This window comes from Rhodococcus sp. NPDC056516, from assembly GCF_042794655.1.
Classification (GTDB): domain Bacteria; phylum Actinomycetota; class Actinomycetes; order Mycobacteriales; family Mycobacteriaceae; genus Rhodococcus_F.
Genome location: NZ_JBHTTG010000008.1, coordinates 281,611 through 298,481 on the forward strand (window position 1 = coordinate 281,611; position 16,871 = coordinate 298,481).

General features: G+C 64.9%; 18 protein-coding genes. 13 read left to right on the top strand and 5 right to left on the bottom strand.

The features are described from left to right. The first annotated feature begins 4 nt into the window (after positions 1-4). From ACFQ6Y_RS24745 to ACFQ6Y_RS24760, 4 genes are read left to right on the top strand one after another with little or no spacing between them, the layout of a single operon-like run. Positions 5-2,263, top strand: a complete 2,259-nt coding sequence (locus tag ACFQ6Y_RS24745) for an ABC transporter permease (protein WP_378638242.1) — start codon at positions 5-7, stop codon at positions 2,261-2,263. Next, positions 2,256-2,999: an ABC transporter ATP-binding protein gene (locus ACFQ6Y_RS24750; RefSeq protein WP_050656716.1), complete on the top strand. Its 744-nt coding sequence runs from the start codon at positions 2,256-2,258 to the stop codon at positions 2,997-2,999. Before ACFQ6Y_RS24745 ends, ACFQ6Y_RS24750 begins: the two co-directional genes overlap by 8 nt. Beyond that, on the top strand, positions 2,996-3,754 hold the full coding sequence (locus ACFQ6Y_RS24755; RefSeq protein WP_378638251.1) for an ABC transporter ATP-binding protein: 759 nt from the start codon (positions 2,996-2,998) through the stop codon (positions 3,752-3,754). The genes ACFQ6Y_RS24750 and ACFQ6Y_RS24755 overlap by 4 nt, the downstream gene beginning before the upstream one ends. A 2-nt stretch (positions 3,755-3,756) precedes the next feature. Then, complete coding sequence (locus tag ACFQ6Y_RS24760) at positions 3,757-4,116, top strand: hypothetical protein (protein ID WP_003942018.1); 360 nt, start codon at positions 3,757-3,759, stop codon at positions 4,114-4,116. Between the two features lie 97 nt (positions 4,117-4,213). Here the strand turns inward: ACFQ6Y_RS24760 and ACFQ6Y_RS24765 are convergent, their stop codons facing one another. After that, entirely contained in the window at positions 4,214-4,603 is a 390-nt protein-coding gene (locus ACFQ6Y_RS24765) for a VOC family protein (protein WP_019744328.1), read from the bottom strand. Positions 4,604-4,632: 29 nt separating this feature from the next. Further along, positions 4,633-5,526 carry a 1,4-dihydroxy-2-naphthoyl-CoA synthase gene (locus tag ACFQ6Y_RS24770; RefSeq protein WP_378537616.1) on the bottom strand — a complete coding sequence of 298 codons (894 nt, stop codon included), beginning with the start codon at positions 5,524-5,526 and terminating at the stop codon, positions 4,633-4,635. Positions 5,527-5,609: 83 nt separating this feature from the next. Here ACFQ6Y_RS24770 and ACFQ6Y_RS24775 point away from each other — a divergent pair, with 83 nt between their 5' ends. From ACFQ6Y_RS24775 to ACFQ6Y_RS24785, 3 genes are read left to right on the top strand one after another with little or no spacing between them, the layout of a single operon-like run. Continuing rightward, on the top strand, positions 5,610-6,254 hold the full coding sequence (locus tag ACFQ6Y_RS24775; RefSeq protein ID WP_378447168.1) for a PaaI family thioesterase: 645 nt from the start codon (positions 5,610-5,612) through the stop codon (positions 6,252-6,254). Between the two features lies 1 nt (position 6,255). After that, positions 6,256-7,251, top strand: coding sequence for an o-succinylbenzoate synthase (locus ACFQ6Y_RS24780; RefSeq protein WP_378638289.1), 996 nt, complete (start codon positions 6,256-6,258; stop codon positions 7,249-7,251). A 48-nt stretch (positions 7,252-7,299) separates the two neighbouring features. After that, complete coding sequence (locus tag ACFQ6Y_RS24785; RefSeq protein WP_378447170.1) at positions 7,300-7,746, top strand: DUF6918 family protein; 447 nt, start codon at positions 7,300-7,302, stop codon at positions 7,744-7,746. A gap of 66 nt (positions 7,747-7,812) precedes the next feature. Here ACFQ6Y_RS24785 and ACFQ6Y_RS24790 read toward each other — a convergent pair whose 3' ends face one another. Together ACFQ6Y_RS24790 and ACFQ6Y_RS24795 are read right to left on the bottom strand one after the other, a co-directional pair. After that, positions 7,813-8,640 carry a siderophore-interacting protein gene (locus ACFQ6Y_RS24790; protein ID WP_378638293.1) on the bottom strand — a complete coding sequence of 276 codons (828 nt, stop codon included), beginning with the start codon at positions 8,638-8,640 and terminating at the stop codon, positions 7,813-7,815. Positions 8,641-8,698: 58 nt separating this feature from the next. Next, the gene (locus ACFQ6Y_RS24795) at positions 8,699-9,301 is read right to left on the bottom strand and encodes a flavin reductase family protein (protein ID WP_378638298.1); all 603 of its coding nucleotides are present in this window, start codon (positions 9,299-9,301) and stop codon (positions 8,699-8,701) included. Positions 9,302-9,369: 68 nt separating this feature from the next. Here ACFQ6Y_RS24795 and menD point away from each other — a divergent pair, with 68 nt between their 5' ends. The 4 genes from menD (at position 9,370) to ACFQ6Y_RS24815 (ending at position 13,373) form a co-directional block, all read left to right on the top strand. Further along, entirely contained in the window at positions 9,370-10,983 is a 1,614-nt protein-coding gene (gene menD / locus ACFQ6Y_RS24800; RefSeq protein ID WP_378638303.1) for a 2-succinyl-5-enolpyruvyl-6-hydroxy-3-cyclohexene-1-carboxylic-acid synthase, read from the top strand. Continuing rightward, a complete protein-coding gene (locus ACFQ6Y_RS24805; protein WP_378638307.1) occupies positions 10,980-11,423 on the top strand; it encodes a DUF3592 domain-containing protein in 444 nt (147 codons plus the stop codon). The genes menD and ACFQ6Y_RS24805 overlap by 4 nt, the downstream gene beginning before the upstream one ends. Positions 11,424-11,491: 68 nt before the next feature. Then, positions 11,492-12,637, top strand: coding sequence for a glycosyltransferase family 4 protein (locus ACFQ6Y_RS24810; protein WP_378638310.1), 1,146 nt, complete (start codon positions 11,492-11,494; stop codon positions 12,635-12,637). Positions 12,638-12,674: 37 nt separating this feature from the next. Beyond that, complete coding sequence (locus ACFQ6Y_RS24815) at positions 12,675-13,373, top strand: demethylmenaquinone methyltransferase (RefSeq protein WP_378638314.1); 699 nt, start codon at positions 12,675-12,677, stop codon at positions 13,371-13,373. Between the two features lie 54 nt (positions 13,374-13,427). Here ACFQ6Y_RS24815 and ACFQ6Y_RS24820 read toward each other — a convergent pair whose 3' ends face one another. Further along, on the bottom strand, positions 13,428-14,690 hold the full coding sequence (locus ACFQ6Y_RS24820; RefSeq protein ID WP_378548840.1) for a geranylgeranyl reductase family protein: 1,263 nt from the start codon (positions 14,688-14,690) through the stop codon (positions 13,428-13,430). Positions 14,691-14,794: 104 nt separating this feature from the next. On the opposite strand from ACFQ6Y_RS24820, the gene ACFQ6Y_RS24825 reads away from it, so the two are divergent. Both ACFQ6Y_RS24825 and htpX read left to right on the top strand, forming a co-directional pair. After that, positions 14,795-15,844 carry a polyprenyl synthetase family protein gene (locus tag ACFQ6Y_RS24825; protein ID WP_037129929.1) on the top strand — a complete coding sequence of 350 codons (1,050 nt, stop codon included), beginning with the start codon at positions 14,795-14,797 and terminating at the stop codon, positions 15,842-15,844. Positions 15,845-15,997: 153 nt separating this feature from the next. Beyond that, positions 15,998-16,861, top strand: coding sequence for a zinc metalloprotease HtpX (htpX, locus tag ACFQ6Y_RS24830; RefSeq protein WP_378537821.1), 864 nt, complete (start codon positions 15,998-16,000; stop codon positions 16,859-16,861). Positions 16,862-16,871 lie beyond the last annotated feature (10 nt).

A 16,871-nucleotide genomic window follows, 5' to 3' on the forward strand; every position in this document is an offset into this window, starting at 1 on the left:
AGCCATGAACACTTTTGTCACTTTCACGATCCTGGGCCTGGTCCTGGGGTCGGTGTACGCGATCGCCGCCTCCGGGCTGGTGCTCACGTACAACACGTCAGGCATCTTCAACTTCGCGCACGGTGCACAGGCAATGCTCGGTGCGTTCATCTACTGGCAGTTGCGCTACGGCTGGGAACTTCCCACCGTGGTCGCTTTGCTGATTTCACTCGTCCTGGTCGGGCCACTGATGGGCCTCGGCCTGTACGTCCTGATCATGAAGGGTCTGCGCGATACCGCCGAGGTCACCAAAATCGTTGTGACGGTCTCGATCCTGCTCGGAATGCTCTCGATCTCGCACTGGTTCTGGCACCCCGAAACTGCTCGGACGATGCAGATGTTCTTCGGCGACCAGTCCAAGATCACGGTGTTCGGTGCGAGCATTCGCTACCACGAGTTGATCTGCATCCTCGTTGCGATCGCCATCGCGGTCGGCCTGCGGATCCTGTTCACGCGCACCCGCGCCGGCGTCGCGATGCGCGGCGTCGTCGACGATCCGGAACTACTGCGCCTCAACGGGCACAATCCGGAGCGCCTCGCGGCACTCTCGTGGGCGATGGGTTCGACGCTCGCCGTCCTCGCCGGCATCCTGATCACCCCGATCAGCGGCGGCACGCTCGAAGCGAACATGCTGACACTCTTGGTGATCGACGCGTTTGCCGCGGCCATGTTCGGCCGGTTGCGCAGCATCCCGCGCACGTTTGTCGGCGCCGTAGTTCTCGGGCTTGCCGGTACGTACGTATTGGCGTACTTCCCGACGAGTTGGAGTTGGACGTCGAATTTCCGTGTCTCCCTGCCCATGATCGCGCTGTTCGTGGTGCTGATCGTGCTCCCACAGGACCGGTTGCGTGGCGCGGTCACCCGTACTCGCGAGCGGTACCACGTGCCGAGCGTGCGCAAGGCCGTCGTCTGGGGCGTGGCACTGATCGTCATCGTCTACCTGATTCGTCTGCTGATGGTGACGTCCGCGGTCACCACACTGACCATCGGAATGACGTTCGCGATCATCGCACTCTCGCTCACCCTCCTCACCGGCTATGCGGGTGAATTGAACTTGGCGCCGGTGTCTTTCGGCGCTATCGCCACCATCGTGGCCTTCCACTTCGGGATTTCCGGTTCCGGATTGGCCGCGCACCTCAACCTGTGGGGCATCGTCGTCGGAGTCCTGGTCACCGCAGTCATCGGCGGCCTGGTTGCCCTGCCGGCGCTGCGGCTGCGAGGGCTGTATCTGGCGCTTGCGACCATGGCCTTCGGAGTGTTCCTCTCCAACATGGTCCTTCGTGACACCACCGAACACGAGATGTTCGGCATGAAGTACTCGCTGTTCAAGGACGGCAACATCGCCCTACCGCCGCTGAAGATCGGCCCGCTCGATCTGAGCAACGAGACGGTGTTCCTGATGACCGTGACCGCGCTGTTCTCAGTACTCGGCGTCGGCGTCATCGCGTTGCGTAACAGTGGCTACGGGCGCCGACTCGCTGCGATGAAGGACAGCCCGGCCGGTTCGGCCATGCTCGGGCAGAGCCTGGTTCGGCTCAAGCTCAGCGTCTTCATGATCTCCTCGGGGATCGCCGGCCTCGGCGGCATTCTGATGTCGAGCGCCATGGGCTCCGTTTCGGGCGAAAGCTTTGCCATCATGGTCAGCCTCTCGCTGCTCATGCTGACCGTCGTCGCGGGTATCGGGTACGTCACCGGCGCCCTGTTCGGTGGACTGATGGCCGGAATCGGGTTTGCAGTCATCATGGTCTCGTTCACCAATCTGGCTTCGGCGCAACCGGAGTTGGAGGGAATGTGGCTGCTCTTCGGCAACATCGCGGCCGTCAGCCCGGCACTGATCGGCATCGGTGTCGGCGCGAACCCCAGCGGAACGGTCCACACCGTGATCGAGGGCTACCGAAGGCTTGCCGACGCCAAGCCGGTTCTGATCGGCGGCGCCGCAGTTGTTCTGCTGACGTACGTCCTTGCCCTGGCCGGCGTGCTCGGCAACTGGTGGTTCGCATCCATCACGATTGCCGTGGTGTTCATGCTGCCGGTGATCGGTGAGATGGTCATGCCCAGTGCGGTTCTCACCCCGGAAGAACTGGCCGCCAAGTCGACAATCGTTCCCGAGGACGTCGGGATCGTCGTTCCGTACAGCCCCGAGATCCGTGACGAGATCGACCGCGAACTGGGGATTCCTCAGTACCAGGGCGGCTCGCCGAAGGAGTTGACCGCTCATGTCTGATGCACCACTTCTCGAAACACGCGGTGTGAGCGTTCGTTTCGGTGGACACGTCGCGGTCAAGGACGTTTCGCTCACCGTGCAACCCGGCACGGTGACGGGTCTCATCGGACCGAACGGCGCCGGTAAGACGACGCTCTTCAACACCATCACCGGGCTGCAGAAACCCACGTCCGGTCAGGTGTTCCTCGGTGGCGTCGACGTGACGAAGCTGCCGCCGCACAAGCGTGCGGGTCGGGGGCTGGCACGTACCTTCCAGCGGCTCGAGCTGTTCGTCTCGCTGTCGGTGCGTGACAACCTGCGCGTCGCGGGAGACATCCACAAGGCCAACGGCCGCAACAAGATCGACGTGGACGGCGAGACCGATCGCCTGCTGGAGCTGACCGGGCTCACGGATGTCGCTGACAAGGACGTCGCGGACATTCCCACCGGACGTGCTCGCGTCGTCGAAGTTGCACGAGCCCTCATGACCGACCCGCGAGTCCTTCTGCTCGACGAACCGGCCTCGGGTCAGACCGAGCAGGAAACCGAGGTCTTTGCGGAGATGCTCACCGAACTGGCTGCGGGTGGACTCGGAATCTGTCTGGTGGAGCACGACATTCCGCTGGTGATGAAGGTGTGCTCGACCATTCACGTGCTCGACTACGGCGCTGTCCTCGCCTCGGGTGATCCGGAGAAGATCCGGACGGATCCGGAAGTGATCGCGGCCTACATCGGGACCGAGGAGGAGGCGGTATGACTTCAGCGAAAATTGGCGAGGCGAAAATTGGCGAGGGTATACGCAGCCCCGACCGCGCCGAACCGTTACTCGAACTGTCCGGTGTCCGCGCCGGTTACGGGTCCATCGAGGTTCTGCACGGCGTGGATCTGGTCCTCGAACCGGGCGCCGTGGTGGCGTTGCTCGGACCCAATGGCGGCGGCAAGACGTCGACGCTCAAGATATGTTCGGGCGTCCTGCCCGTCACCCGCGGCGAGTTCCGGCTCGCGGGCCAGGTCGTGAACGGCGTCGAGCCTTCGGAGTTGGCGCGGCTGGGTATCTGCTCCATCCCCGAGGGACGCGGGATCTTCGCGAACCTCACTGTGCGCGAAAACCTGTGGATCGCTACGGGAACGGGCGTCGGGTTGGCCGAACTCGAAGAGGTTGCGTACGGCAGGTTCCCGATCCTGGGGGAGCGGCGCGGACAGTTGGCCGGATCGATGTCCGGTGGTGAGCAGCAGATGCTGGCGCTGTCGCGGGCACTCGGCACTCACCCGACGGTGCTCCTGCTCGACGAGCTGTCGATGGGTCTTGCACCTCGAATCGTCTCGCAGATGTACGACGTCGTCGGCTCGCTTGCAGCCGAAGGCATTTCCATTCTGGTTGCCGAGCAGTTCGCACGAGCGGTGCTGCCCATCGCGACCTCGGCCGCACTGATGTTGCAGGGACGCGTCGTCAAGACCGGCGATCCCCACGACATCGAAAACGAACTTTCTACCAGTTATCTAGGAGGATGACGATGACTACTCTCGCCGAAGATCGCCGTGAGGAATTCAAGAAGAACATCGCAGAGTTGAAGCTGGACAAGAAGCAGGCAGGCGGCGACGCGGCGACGCGCATCGCCGGCCTGGTGCTCATGGTCGTCGGAGTGGTCGGCGCCTTCGTCGTCTACATCTCCTCGCTGACGCTCTCGGACCTGCGTGATCTGGTGTCGTACCAGATCCTCACCGTGGTTTTCCTCGCCCTGACGGTGGTCGGCGCTGCGCTCTTCCTGGCCGCATCGGTGGCAAAGGTGCTGCGGCTGTGGTTGGTTCGCCAACTGCTCGAGGGCCAGGCACAGACAGATCAGATCTCGCAGGCGTTGAGCACGCGCAACTGATCCCTGGGAAGAACCGAAAGATGCCCGCCACGAAAGTCGTGGCGGGCATCTGTCACTGCTCGGCTACAGCTGTGTCTCGGCTACAGCGGTGTCTCGACTACGCGGACGGTGGCCGGGAATCGCGTCGGATGGGATGGTCCTCCGGGATCTGCACCATCACGATCGGTGTCCCGTCGGGGTCGGCGATCCACATCTCGTGCAGACCCCACGGTTCCTGCCTGGCCTCGCGGGCGATCTTGACCCCGGCGAGAACCAGTTCGGTCTGAGCGGCAGTGAGGTCACGGACCTGCAGCCAGATCGCGCCGCGAAACCCACCCTCGCCGGTGCCGCCGTGCGCAGCGACTTCGATCAGCCCTTGGCCGGCGAAGAAGACTGTGCCGCCTGGATATTCACGAGCGATCGCCAAACCGAGGGTGTCTCGGTAGAAGCTCAGCGTTCGTTCGTACTCGCTCGGGCGCAATATCGTACGGCTACTCAGAATCTCCACGTCCGGCCTCCCGTCTCACACCTACTGTCTCAGAAGTACCAGGGATATGGTGACCAATCGGGATCGCGCTTCTCGAGGAACGAGTCACGACCCTCGACGGCCTCGTCGGTCATGTACGCCAAACGTGTTGCCTCACCGGCGAACAACTGCTGACCGACCAACCCGTCGTCCTGCAGGTTAAACGCGTACTTGAGCATCCGCTGCGCCTGCGGCGACTTGCCGTTGATCTTGCCGGCCCAGTCGATCGCGACGTTCTCGAGTTCCGCGTGGTCGACAACCTTGTTGACGGCGCCCATCTGATGCATTTCCTCGGCGGTGTACGTCTCACCCAGGAAGAAGATCTCGCGGGCGAACTTCTGGCCCACCATCTTTGCCAGGTAGGCGCTGCCATAGCCGCCGTCGAAGCTTCCGACGTCGGCGTCGGTCTGCTTGAAGCGAGCATGCTCGCGGCTCGCGAGCGTCAGGTCGCACACCACGTGCAGGCTGTGGCCGCCGCCCGCAGCCCAGCCGTTGACCAGGCAGATGACTACCTTCGGCATGAAGCGGATCAGGCGCTGAACCTCGAGGATGTGCAGGCGTCCCGCGCGTGCCTTGTCGACGGTGTCCGCTGTTTCACCTTCGGCATACTGGTAGCCGTTGCGGCCACGGATGCGCTGGTCGCCGCCCGAACAGAACGCCCAGCCGCCGTCCTTCTCGCTCGGTCCGTTGCCGGTAAGCAGCACCGCTCCCACGTCGGAGGTCATGCGGGCGTGATCGAGGGCCCGGTACAACTCGTCGACGGTGTGCGGGCGGAACGCATTACGTACTTCCGGTCGGTCGAAGGCAACGCGAACGGTGCCTTGGCTGACATGCCGGTGGTACGTGATGTCGGTGAGGTTCTCGAATCCGGGGACAGGGCGCCAGAGCTGCGGGTTGAAGGTCACCTGAGCCACGATAGAGGCACGCCTCGCGCGGCTAACGGATACCTGAGGTAGAACACGTTCCCGGGCGCGCTAACGTGCAGGTCATGAGCGAACAAACCGCAGATGGCACGGAGATCGTCACAGACGGTGAGAACCGGGGCGGATTTCCACGGTTCCGGCACACTCCCGCAGGTCCGGACTTCGGCCGCTTCGTCGAGGCAATGCGCAGGTTGCAGGACCTTGCGGTCTCGACCAACGTGCCCGACGACGTACTCGCAGACATCGCCACGCAGGCCGAGGAGCTTGCCGATCGGTTGACGCCGTACGAGGTCCCGGAAGGCAAGTCGCCCGCGGGTTCCAACATTCAACTGCCCGGTCGCGGCAGCCTCCTCATGCTTCCGTGGATGGTCGAGAAGTTCGACACCGAAGGAGTCCGCAGTACCGGTGTCTTCCGTCGCTACCACCTGGGCGGCAACGGTGCCGCTCACGGCGGCGTATTGCCCCTGCTTTTCGACGACGTCTTCGGGATGACGGTCCACGCGGGTGGCCGTCCGATCTCCCGCACCGGCTACCTCCACATCAATTACCGCGCGATCACTCCGCTCAATCAACAACTGGTGATCGAGGGGCAGGTGGATCGGGTCGAGGGTCGCAAGACTTTTGTCAGCGCGCGCCTGACCGATCTCGACGGCAAGCTCCTCGCCGACGGTGAGGCGCTCATGATCGAACTGCTTCCGGGACAGCCCTGACATGTTCCCCTCGTTCGACGATCTGATCGCGGACGCCGTGGTGCTCGCGCTGCCGATGCGAGTTCGCTTTCGCGGCATCACGACTCGTGAGGCGCTGCTCGTTCGCGGCCCGGCCGGGTGGGGAGAATTCGCCCCGTTCGTCGAGTACGACGATGACGAGGCGTCGCAGTGGCTGCTCGCGGGTATCGAAGCGGCGTGGCTGGGTCCGCCGCCGGCGCTTCGTGACGCAGTTCCCGTCAACGCGACCGTGCCGGCGATCGACGCGTCTGGCGTTCCGGAATTGTTGGAGCGCTTCCCCGGGGCCCGGACCGCCAAGGTCAAGGTCGCCGAGAAGGGGCAGTCGTTGGCGCAGGACGTCGCACGGGTGAACGAGGTGCGTCGGCACATCCCGAACGTGCGCGTCGACGCCAACGGCGGTTGGAGCGTGGACGAGGCGATCACTGCTTTGCGTGCGATCACCGAGGACGGTGACCTCGAATACGCCGAGCAGCCGTGTGCCAGCGTCGAGGAACTGGTCAGGGTTCGCGCCGCGGGGACCGGTGTGCGGATCGCCGCCGACGAGAGCATTCGCCGCGCCGAGGACCCGCTGCGCGTCGTACGAGCCGGGGGAGCGGACGTAGCCGTCGTGAAGGTGCCGCCGCTGGGCGGAATGCGTGCTGTGGTGGCGCTGTCGGCGCAACTGGCGGACTACGGGGTGCCGGTGGTGGTCTCGAGTGCGCTGGACACGGCTGTGGGGATGTCAGCGGGGCTGGCTGCCGCGGCAGCTTTGCCTTCGCTTCCGTTTGCTTGCGGCCTCGGCACCGGCGGCCTGTTCGTCCGGGATGTCGCGGTCACCGGGGCAGTCGTCGACGGCGCTTTGTCCGTTGGCGCGGTCGAGCCCGACCCCGTTCTACTCGAGACGCTGGCCGCGCCGGCGGACCGGCGCGACTGGTGGCTGGATCGTGCTCGGCGCTGCCATCGGATACTCGGCGGTAAGGACCTGCCGAATTTCGTATAGTCTCGGGCCCGACCTGATGAACATCAGTGAAGAATGAAGGGATCGAAAGTGGTTGCAGCTCTGAACGAAACCCTGCTCGAGGAATCACGGGTTCCCGCGGTCGTCGCGGACGTGCAGACCTTGATCGACGCAGAGGTTTCGGATAAGTCGGGGGCCTCAGGGCTGGCTCTCAAGGGTGGCTACGGCGCGGTCAAGAAGGTGAGCCCGTCCATCGTGCCGGACGCCGTCACCGCGCTTCTGCCGGCTTTCGTGGCAAAGCTCGAGCCGTACTGGCAGGACTTCTCGGCTTCCGGTGAAGGCAGCTTCGCCGATTTCATCAGCGCCCGCGGTGACGCGGTTGCCGATTCCCTCCTCGAGGTGACGGACGAGCGTATCGACGGCAGCGACAAGGCCGTCGTCAAGTCGATGTACTCGAAGCTGCGCGGTTCGGCCAAGAAGCATGTGACTGCAGCTCTGCCCCGTCTGGGCGAGCTGATCCAGAAGCACGCTGCCTAAGCGAACATAAAACAGCGAGCGGCCCGGGAGTTTCTCCCGGGCCGCTCGTTGCTTTTGATGAGTCCGTCAGTGAGCCGAATGGCCGTGGCGCCAGAAGCCGGTGAAGGTGATGTCGGTTTTGGCGAACTTCCGGTCGTTCACCAGGTGCCGACGCAGCCCGGTGGTAAGTGCCTGTTCGCCGGCGACAAACGTGTACGACGGCCCCTCGGGCAGTTTGGCATCGCGGACGGTCTCGAGGGTAAGAACACCCGGCGTTGCGTGTTCGTCCTCGCGAACGAGCCAATGAACGTTGACGTTCGCCAGCTCCGGAATGTCTTGCTTGTCTTCGATGTTCGGAATCTCGACGAAGACCTCGGCCCGCAGATCTGCGGGCGCGGATTCCAGAATGCCGATGATCGCCGGAAGCGCACTCTCGTCGCCGACGAGCAGTTGCCACGTGGCCTCGGGAGTGGGGTTGTAGATGCACCCCTCGTCGAGGAGGGCGACCTTGTCTCCGGCCGACGCGGTGTCCGCCCACGCGGATGCCGGGCCGATGTCCCCGTGGTAAGCGAAGTCGATGTCGATCTCCGTGGTCTCGCCGAAGAGGCCTGATCCAGCTGCGCGGTAGGCACGAATCGTGTAGTTGCGCACGACAGGTCGCGTGTCCTTGGACATCAACAGGTACTGGGCGTACCAGAGATTGCTTGCCGCGCTCGGCAACCGGAGTTCACTCTGACCGAGTTGCGGGATGAACATGCGGAACCACTGATCGGCACCCATCGGTGCGATGGTGGACAGTTCCTCGCCCGCAATGGTCACTCGGATGAAGCTGCGGCTGATTCGCTTGTTCGCCACGACCTGCGCCGACACGATGCTGCGTGAGGCCGGTTTCACGAACTTGGCGCGCTTGGCCATGACTGGTTGCTCCCTGATTATCTGTTACTCGTATCTAATCAGGTAACCCTAACCTGATTTAGCGTCGCTGTGGAGTGGTGGGTCTGTCCTTTTCGACGACTTCGGGCGGAAGGCCCCACTGCGCTCGGCCCAGACGGCTCATCGGCGCGATTGCCGCGAAGTCCGGTAGGCCGTCGTCGGCCACGGCCTCGGGACGCACAGCGACCGCGACCACGTTTCCCATCACGACAAATGAATTACCGACCTCGATGACCTGGTGGAGCGTGCATTCGATGGCGATCGGGGAGTCGGCGACCCGGGCGGGGCGAACCCGCTCGCTCGGCTCACTCGCGATACCGAGCTCGAGAAACTCGTCGGCCTCGGCGTCGTAGAAGGCGGAACTCTGGTTCACCACGTCGGCGAGTCTGGCAGTCGCCAGGTTGATCACGAATTCGCCGGTCGCTTCGATGTTGCGCAGACTGTCCTTACGTCCGACCGACGTGAACTGCACGATCGGCGGCGCCGAACTTGCCACGGTGAAAAAGCTGTACGGAGCGAGATTGCCGACGCCGTCGGCCGACACCGTGGACACCCACGCAATCGGCCGGGGGACCACCGAAGCGGTGAGTAGCTGGTAGAACCGGCGGGGTTCGAGCTCGGCTGGATCGAAGAGTGTGCGCACCCACACATAATGCCGCTGTCCCCGCCCCTGGGCATGCTTGCGCCCGAACATCTGACACTCTTGAAGGCGTGAATCCGTCCACTGCACAAGCCACAGCCGTCGTCGACGAACTGGTTCGTGGTGGCGTGCGTGAAGTCGTGCTGTGTCCAGGCTCTCGCAACGCGCCCCTCGCATTTGCCCTACAGGCTGCCGACCTCGACGGCCGGTTGCGTCTGCACATGCGGATCGACGAGCGGACCGCAGGCTTTCTGGCACTCGGACTGGCAATCGCCGGGAAACGACCGGTCCCCATCGTGATGACGTCCGGGACCGCCGTCGCCAACCTCGGACCCGCTGTCCTCGAGGCCAACTACGCGCGAGTGCCGCTTGTCGTCCTGAGCGCGAACCGGCCGTACGAGATGCTCGGCACCGGTGCCAACCAGACCGTCGAACAGCTCGGGCTCTTCGGCAGTCAGGTCCGCGCAACAATCAGCCTGGGCCTGGCCGAGGACGATTCGACGCAGAACAGCCAGTGGCGCTCGGCAGTCTGCCGTGTGCTCGCCGCTGCCCGCGGAACCCGATCCGGAAACGCGGGCCCCGTGCATTTCGACATCCCGCTCCGTGAGCCGCTGGTGCCGGACGTGCACGTGCAGGGACCGGTTCCGGAGGGCCGTCCCGGCGGTGCGGCCTGGACCACCACGCAGAACGCGACGCTCGATGTTCCGGTTGATCTGGACCTCACTGCGGACACGGTCGTCATCTCCGGACACGGCAGTGCGCTTCGACCCGAGCTGGCCGGGCTGCCGACGGTGGCCGAGCCGACGGCTCCGATGCACGGGATCGCGCTGCATCCACTCGCTCTCTCTCAACTCAAGCCCAAGCAGGCGATCATCACCGGCCGCCCGACGCTGCATCGCCAGGTCTCGAAGGTGTTGGCCGACCCGAGCGTCGACGTCTACGCGCTGACAACCGGGCCGCGCTGGCCCGACGTGTCCGGCAACGTACTCGCCACCGGTACCAGGGCAGTGGTCACCGGAACGCCAGATCCCGCGTGGATCGCTCGGTGCGCCGCGCTGACCGAACACGCCGAAACTGCCGTGCGCAAGCAACTCGACGCCCACCCCAAGGCCACCGGCCTGCACGTCGCAGCGGCCGTGATGGATGCGTTGGTGGACGGTGACCAGCTTCTGCTCGGCGCATCCAATCCCGTTCGCGACGCGGCCCTCGTGAGCTACCCCAAGCCCGCCGTGCGTGTGCTTTCCAACCGCGGTGTCGCAGGTATCGACGGCACCGTCTCGGCGGCGGTCGGGGCTGCGTTGGCGTATGGCGGTGGCCGGACCGTCGCCCTCATGGGCGACCTGACGTTCCTGCACGACGCTTCCGGACTGCTGATCGGGACCGGTGAGCCGAGGCCGAGCGACCTCACCATCGTCGTCGCCAACGACGACGGCGGCGGCATCTTCGAGCTCCTCGAACAAGGCGACCCGCAGTACGCGGGAGTCTTCGAGCGAGTCTTCGGAACTCCGCACGGCATGGACTTGGCCGCGCTCTGTGCGGCGTACCGCGTGCCACACGCAGCTGTCACCGTCGACGCCCTGGCCACGACGCTGGCGCAACCAGCCAACGGGATCCGTGTCCTCGAGGTCGCGACAGATCGCAGTGGGCTGCGCGAACTCCACGCTTCCGTGCGGGCACAGCTGTGACGCAAACAGTTCTGCGTCGCTTCCGCATCGGCGTGCTGGTGGTTGCCGTCGGCATTTCGGTGCTCGCGGTCATCCTCGTCCTCGGTGCCTGGCGCAACGATCGGACCATCGAATCGAACATGGGGACCGCAACTGCCGAGGTGCTCTCGGCAGGCTCGCTTCGGTCGGCGATCAGCTTCGTGACACCGGACGGCGCAAATCACAACCCCGAACTCGGCGTGCTCTACCCCACCAATCTGACTGTGGGACAACGTATCGAGGTGGAGTACTACAAGACGGACCCCGATTTGGTCAGGGTAGCCGGACGCAACGCGACGGTGGCGCTGATCCCGGCCGGATCCGTGATCGTCGTGACGTGGCTTCTGGCAGGACCGTCGATCTGGTACCTGCGCAAGCGGGAAGCACAGGCAGCGGGTTCGGCGCCGGTCGCCTCGAGTTAGTTCGCGCTTCGCCCGAACTTCACACGAACATGACGTGGACTTTTCCTGGCCCTGTCACCGTTCTCGGTGTGAGAGTAGCCATCGTTGCGGAGTCATTCCTGCCCAACATGAACGGCGTCACCAACTCGGTACTACGCGTGCTCGAACACCTAGATCGCACTGGCCACGACGCCATGGTCATTGCGCCGGACACTGTCGGATCCGACACCTCTGCCGCCACCGAACACGAAGGTGTTCAGGTGGTTCGGGTGCCCGCTGTCATGGTGCCCAAAGTCAGTTCACTCCCAGTCGGCCTGCCACAACCGCGTCTGACGACGGCCGTGCGGACCTTCGCGCCCGACGTCGTACATCTGGCGTCACCGTTCCTGCTCGGTGCCGGGGGAGTCGCCGTCGCCAAACGCCTCGGAATCCCCACCGTCGCGGTTTACCAGACCGATGTCGCTGGATTCGCCGAAAGCTACGGGCTGGGCGTCACCAGTCGCGCCGCGTGGGCGTGGACCCGTCGAATCCACAAGAGCTGCAACAGGACCCTCGCGCCCTCCACGTCGGCAGTCGACGCCCTCGAAGAGCACGGCATTCCGCGTGTCCACCGGTGGGCCCGCGGCGTCGACGCACAGCGATTCGCGCCTTCGCGTCGTAGCTCGGCTTTGCGCCAGTCCTGGATCGGCGACAGTGATCAGCTGGTGGTCGGCTTCGTCGGTCGCCTCGCGCCCGAAAAGCACGTCGAACGATTGGCGGCGCTGGCCGGCGATCCCAGTGTGCAGATCGTCGTCGTCGGCGACGGCCCGGACCGCCAGAATCTGCAGCGACTGATGCCGGACGCGATCTTCACCGGACAACTCGGCGGTACCGCGCTTGCTGACGCTTACGCCAGCCTGGACGTGTTCGTTCACCCCGGCGAGCACGAGACCTTCTGCCAGGCGGTTCAGGAAGCGCTCGCGAGCGGTGTGCCCGTCGTCGGCCCGGACGCCGGTGGCCCGCGTGACCTGATCTCGCATTGCCGCAACGGCTACCTCCTGCCGACGGACAGGTTTACCGAACTCCTGCCCAGCGCTGTCGACGCACTTCGCCAGCGTGATCTGCGAGTGCAGTTCGGCTCCGCAGCGAGGCGCTCGGTGCTGCACCGCACCTGGCCGGCCATCTGCGAAGAGCTGCTCCGTCACTACGAGGACGTGCAGGGCCTCAGGCGGCGAACGGGTGCCAGAGCAGCCTGAACGCCCTCGCTGCCCGAGGGTTGGTAGCGTTTCGGGTGTGGCCACTACACACGGAACCCGAGCAACTCTCGAGAAGCAACCGCACGAAGTCGCGTCGATGTTCGACGACGTCGCGGAGCGATACGACCTCACCAACACCGTGCTGTCCTTCGGCCAGGACAAGGGTTGGCGCAAGGCCACCCGCGAAGCCCTCGACCTGAAGCCGGGCGAGAAGGTGCTCGACCTCGCTGCCGGAACCGGTGTCTCGACCGTCGAGCTGGGGCGCTCCGGTGCCTGGTGCGTCGCCACCGACTTCTCCAAGGGAATGCTCAAGGCTGGAATCTCGCGCAAGGTCCCGATGGTCGCGGGTGACGCGATGTACCTGCCCTACGCCGACAACGTGTTCGATGCCGCGACGATTTCCTTCGGCCTGCGCAACGTCTCCGACTTCGAGGCCGGACTGCGTGAGATCGCCCGCGTCACCAAGCCGGGCGGACGCCTCGTCGTCAGCGAGTTCTCGACGCCCGTCTTCGGGCCGTTCCGCACGATCTACATGGAGTACCTCATGAAGGCGCTCCCGCAGGTCGCACGCACTGTCAGCAGCAACCCCGACGCCTACATCTACCTCGCCGAATCGATCCGCGCCTGGCCGACCCAGGAAGAGCTGGCACGCAAGATCGAGGCCGCCGGGTGGAAGAACGTCAAGTGGCGCAACCTCACCGGCGGCATCGTGGCGCTGCATTACGCCACTGCCTGACTGCTGTGCGCCTTTATTAACCCCCGGCGGTTAATAAAGGCGCACAGCAGTTGCTCAACCGAACAGCGGTCGGGAGTCGATCTTTCTCGACGCGGCCCCTGACGCGCGCCATGCCTTCGCTGTCAGATCGGCGTCGGCGTCGGTGACGAGGTTTCCCATCACCCGAACGGCGACCGTCATCAGTGCCCGTGAGCGCATCGCAATCGGACCCGACGCGGGCAGGAACTGCGGAACCGTCAGCAGTCCTGCGAGTCGGCGCGCGACCGAGAACGCCTGCCCGTAATGCTCCCGCAGCACGATCGGCCACAGCTGCGTCAGATCGTCGGCGCCGAGCGCTTCGACCACCAAGCGTCCGCCTTCGAGGCCGTAGTCGATGCCCTCACCGTTGAGCGGGTTCACGCACGCTGCGGCGTCACCGATCACGGCCCAGTTGCGTCCGGCGATGTTGGAGACGGCGCCGCCCATGGGTAGCAAAGCCGAAGCGACGGAATGTATTTCGCTGCTCCACTGCCACTCGCTTCGGCGCTGATCGGTGTAGAGGTCGAGCAAGGGTCGCAGGGCACCTGGTGCCGGACGCTTGGACGTCGCCAGTGTCCCGACGCCGATGTTCACCTCGCCGGTACCGAGCGGGAAGATCCAGCCGTACCCCGCCTGCAACGTGCCCTCACCGTCCCGCAGTTCCAGATGCGAGGTGATCCACGGATCGGCGCTGCGCGGCGTTGCGACATACGCGCGTGCGGCGACGCCGTACGCGGTGTCCCGGTGCCACTGCCGTCCCAGCTTCTTGCCGAGCGTCGAGCGAACACCGTCGGCGATGATCAGCGTCCGACAACGAAGGGTGCTGCGTCCCGAGGGGCCGGCGAGTACGACGGCGGCTACTCGATCACCGTCGAGTTCGACGTCCACTGCTTTAGTGCCCTCGACCATGACCGCGCCGGATTCGACGGCGCACCGGCGAATGGCGTCGTCGAGTTCGGTGCGGGGGATGGCGCTGCCGATCGGTGGAAACGACGTTCCTGGCCACTCGAGTTCGAGTTCTTGTCCGAAGCCGGACAACCGCAGGCCCTTGTTCGTCGTATGTGACCGAACCCACTCGCCGAGGCCGAGGAGATCCAGTTCGGCTACGGCGCGCGGAGTGAGTCCATCACCACAAGTCTTGTCTCGCGGGAAGACGGCAGCGTCCACCAGAACGACGTCTCGGCCGCTGCGGGCGGCCCATGCCGCGGCCGAAGAACCCGCGGGACCTGCGCCGATGACCACAATGTCGGTTTCGGTCGGAAGCGAATCGACGACGGGGGACTGCTCTTCTACGGACACACTCACATCTTCTCAGGCTCGCGATCGCCACCGTGGCGAGGCCGTCCCGAGTGCGAACCGCTAGGTTCACTACCGTGGGAACCGAGCCGTCACTGACGACAGGAATGGGTACTGACATCGTGAGCACCGAAAAGACTGCTGCCGACGCAACCGCATCGAGCACCGTCGTTGCAGGCATCGACCTGGGCGACGAACAGCTCGCCGCAGTAGTGCGTGGTGGACTCTCCGATGTCGAGGAGTTGTTGGTCAGCGAGCTGTCCGACGGCGAAGACTTCCTCACCGAGGCCGCGCTGCACCTCGCGCGAGCCGGTGGAAAGCGCTTCCGTCCGTTGTTCACGATCCTGACCGCGCAGCTCGGACCGGTGCCGAACGATCCGTCGATCATCACCGCAGCGACCGTCACCGAACTCGTTCACCTCGCGACGCTCTATCACGACGACGTCATGGACGAGGCGTCCATGCGCCGCGGGGCACCCAGCGCCAACGCCCGCTGGGGCAACAGCGTGGCGATCCTGGCCGGCGACTACTTGTTCGCGCACGCGTCACGACTGGTGTCGACGCTCGGACCCGAAGCAGTTCGGATCATCGCCGAAACCTTCGCCGAGCTGGTCACCGGCCAGATGCGCGAGACGATCGGCGTCAAGAAGGAGCAGGATCCGGTCGAGCACTACCTCAAGGTCGTGTGGGAGAAGACCGGTTCGCTGATCGCTGCCTCGGGACGCTTCGGCGGCACCTTCTCCGGCGCCGACGCAGCTCACATCGAGCGCCTCGAGCGCCTGGGTGATGCCGTCGGCACCGCGTTCCAGATCTCCGACGACATCATCGACATCTCGTCCGTCTCGGCGCAGTCCGGCAAGACGCCCGGCACCGACCTGCGTGAGGGCGTCCACACCCTGCCCGTCCTGTACGCATTCCGCGAAGAAGGGGCCGACGCAGATCGTCTGCGCGAGCTGCTCGCGGGTCCGGTAACCGAAGACGCCCTGGTAGAAGAAGCCCTCGAACTGCTCGAGCGTTCGCCGGGCATGGTCAAGGCGAAGGCAAAGCTGGGCGAGTACGCCGTCGCGGCCAAGGCTCAGTTGGCCGAACTGCCCCAGGGGCCTGCAAACGAAGCGCTGGTTCGTCTCGTGGACTACACGATCGAACGAGTCGGCTGACACCTCGACGAATCGGGGCTTCCGGGGGGAAACCCCGACGAGCTCTGGGTGGGAACCCTGATGGCCCTGTCCTTCGTTGACTGAACAGAACCGGTGCACACGCCGGGGAGTTCGGGTGAGCCTTCGGCTCCGGCGAGGCAAGAGGTGAGCGGTTTGCACGGCTACGCGAACGGTGCGAAGACATTCGGGTTGTTGGTGGGGATGTCGGCGCTGATCGTCTTCATCGGCTCGCTGTTCAACAGCCCGATGCTTCTGTGGGGATCCGTACTCTTTGCCGTCGGCATGAATGCATACCTGTACTTCAACAGCGACAAGCTGGCGCTTCGATCGATGCGCGCCCAGCCCATCACCGAGGTCGAGGCACCGGCGATCTACCGGATCGTGCGCGAACTCGCCACGACGGCGCACCAACCGATGCCCAGGCTGTACATCAGCCCCACGAACGCCCCGAACGCGTTTGCCACCGGTCGTAGCCCTCGGCACGCCGCGGTGTGCGTGACCAGCGGCATCATGCAGATCCTGAACGAACGCGAACTGCGTGCCGTGCTCGGGCACGAACTCTCTCACGTCTACAACCGGGACATTTTGATCTCGTCCGTGGCCGGCGCGATGGCCAGCGTCATCTCGGGCCTGGCCAACTTCGCCATGTACGCGAGCATCTTCGGTGGCCGAGGGAACGGGCAGGGAAGCAATCCGATCGCGCTGCTGCTCGTCTCCCTGCTGGGACCGATCGCGGCAACCGTGGTCAAGCTGGCCGTCTCGCGCTCTCGCGAGTACCAGGCGGATCAATCGGGAGCCGAGCTCACCGGTGACCCGCTGGCGTTGGCGTCGGCGCTGCGCAAGCTCGAGTCTGGCGTCGCAGCCGCGCCGTTGCCGCCTGAGCCCAAGCTCGCGGCGCAGTCCCACCTGATGATCGCCAACCCCTTCAGAGCGGGGGACAAGGTGAGCAAGCTGTTCTCGACGCATCCGCCCATGGCGGACCGGATCGAGCGGTTGGAGAAGATGGCCGGGATGTAGGGCCTTCGGC

Bases quoted from the DNA above. Each gene is read 5' to 3' on its own strand.
- ACFQ6Y_RS24780 (WP_378638289.1), top strand. From the start codon at position 6,256: ATGTTCCCCTCGTTCGACGATCTGATCGCGGACGCCGTGGTGCTCGCG.
- ACFQ6Y_RS24745 (WP_378638242.1), top strand. From the start codon at position 5: ATGAACACTTTTGTCACTTTCACGATCCTGGGCCTGGTCCTGGGGTCG.
- ACFQ6Y_RS24825 (WP_037129929.1), top strand. From the start codon at position 14,795: ATGGGTACTGACATCGTGAGCACCGAAAAGACTGCTGCCGACGCAACC.
- ACFQ6Y_RS24755 (WP_378638251.1), top strand. From the start codon at position 2,996: ATGACTTCAGCGAAAATTGGCGAGGCGAAAATTGGCGAGGGTATACGC.
- ACFQ6Y_RS24775 (WP_378447168.1), top strand. From the start codon at position 5,610: ATGAGCGAACAAACCGCAGATGGCACGGAGATCGTCACAGACGGTGAG.
- ACFQ6Y_RS24760 (WP_003942018.1), top strand. From the start codon at position 3,757: ATGACTACTCTCGCCGAAGATCGCCGTGAGGAATTCAAGAAGAACATC.
- ACFQ6Y_RS24750 (WP_050656716.1), top strand. From the start codon at position 2,256: ATGTCTGATGCACCACTTCTCGAAACACGCGGTGTGAGCGTTCGTTTC.
- ACFQ6Y_RS24790 (WP_378638293.1), bottom strand. From the start codon at position 8,640: ATGGCCAAGCGCGCCAAGTTCGTGAAACCGGCCTCACGCAGCATCGTG.